The 1,559-nt window shown below is 46.5% G+C and carries 2 protein-coding genes; both read right to left on the bottom strand.

All coding sequences use genetic code 11. From position 1 onward, the window contains the following. The coding region (locus A3757_RS22580; protein WP_197470232.1) for an acyl-CoA thioesterase domain-containing protein at nt 1–540 on the bottom strand (540 nt) is incomplete at its 3' end. A gap of 72 nt (nt 541–612) precedes the next feature. Next, nucleotides 613–1,559: FAD-dependent oxidoreductase (locus A3757_RS22575; RefSeq protein ID WP_068740343.1), on the bottom strand; the 947-nt coding region annotated here is incomplete at its 5' end.

The raw sequence follows: 1,559 nt of genomic DNA, 5'->3' as shown, positions 1-1,559 counted from the left end.
CCAATTTTGCTTATAGGGTGGACGAATATCCGGGTTGGTATAGTCAATTGGCTTAACTGGTCTGATTTCGATTGGTTTATCGCGGGTGAACTGCTCCCTAAGTTTTTCAGGTATCAGGTGCTTAAAGCGACGACGTATTTCCAGCTCGGAAGCCAGTTCTTCTGGCGACTTGCTTTCGGGCATATCAAACTGGTGTTCTGAACCCGCTTCATCTTTTTGAAACGAAGCGTTGAGGGTAAAAATCTCTTTGTCGTCTTGCCGGGCAATGACTCGCCGTGTTGCGAAAGAACTACCGTCTCGAATAATCTGCACTTCGTACTGAATTGGTAGAGAATGATCCCCTGGGCGTAAAAAGTAGCCATGCATTGAGTGAGCGCTGAGTTGATCGACTGTTTGATAAGCCGCCATCAGTGCTTGACCACAGACCTGTCCACCGAATACATTTTTGAAGCCCAAATCTTCGCTGCAACCTTCAAAGACTAAGTTGTTGAGTTGCTTAAGTTGAAGGACATCGATGAGTTGTTGTAGTACGTCTTGCATGATCATGACTCACTTTATTAATCGCGCTTTGTTGAGTTTTAAACAAAGCGCCTAATTCAGGGAGTCTTTAGCTTAAAGACTACTGAGCTCTTTAACTAGCGCTTGTTTTTCAACACAGCGTTGCCCAGTTAGTACAAAACCATCCAAACAGTCTTGCTCGTTATAATGACGACCACAAATATTCAGGCCATCTTGTTCGAAGCGCCATTGGCCTGAAGCACTGGCAGGTGGGCAAACGACGACGGGGCAGGCGGGTGTTTTAGTTGCTATCGGCATGATGCCGAAGCTTACCTGGCTCGGTGTGCCGGTCAGAGTCTTCGCTAAGGTGCGTGCGCAGGTCATTAGTGGCAGCACGTAGAGTCTGACCTGCCCTTCGATCTCTGCGCAGTCACCTAAGGCGTAGACATCTTCTGCACTAGTTTGTAGCAAGGCGTTGGTGACAATCCCTTGCTGGCATTCAATCCCCGAGTCTTGAGCAATTTGTATATTGGCTTTCAGGCCGACGGCAGAAATAACCAAGGCACACTCAAGTTCTTGGCCATTACTTAAACGAGCAAGCAAACCATTTCCTTGTTCAGTGATTTCGCTTACATGAGCTTGCATTTCAAACTGACAACCTGCATCACTAAGGCCTTCGATAAGCGCTTGTCCGGCCTCTTCAGGAATCAAACTGTTTAAGGCTGATTTTGAAGGGTCAACGATAGTTACCTTATAACCGCTTGCCAATAAGTCATTCGCGTATTCACAGCCGATTAAGCCGGCACCCATGATCAGTACATGGTTCTGGCTTTCTGAGCAGTTTTCGCCTAACAAAGAACGAAAACGGCGGTAGTCCATTAGGTCATTGATTGAAACGACTTTCTCAAGCTCACTTCCGGGAAAACTGAGCTTATTGACCTGAGCACCACAAGCAAGCACTAGCTTGCTGTAGTCTAAGCGTTCTTCACCTATCAGGATTGCTTTGGCAGAAGTATCGATTCGGTCAACACTCGTATGATTTCTGATTGAAATATTGTGCT

The sequence above is a fragment of the Oleiphilus sp. HI0117 genome (assembly GCF_001635235.1).
The sequence above is the reverse complement of the archived record's forward strand: the minus strand, read 5'-3'. Positions and strand labels throughout refer to the sequence as shown.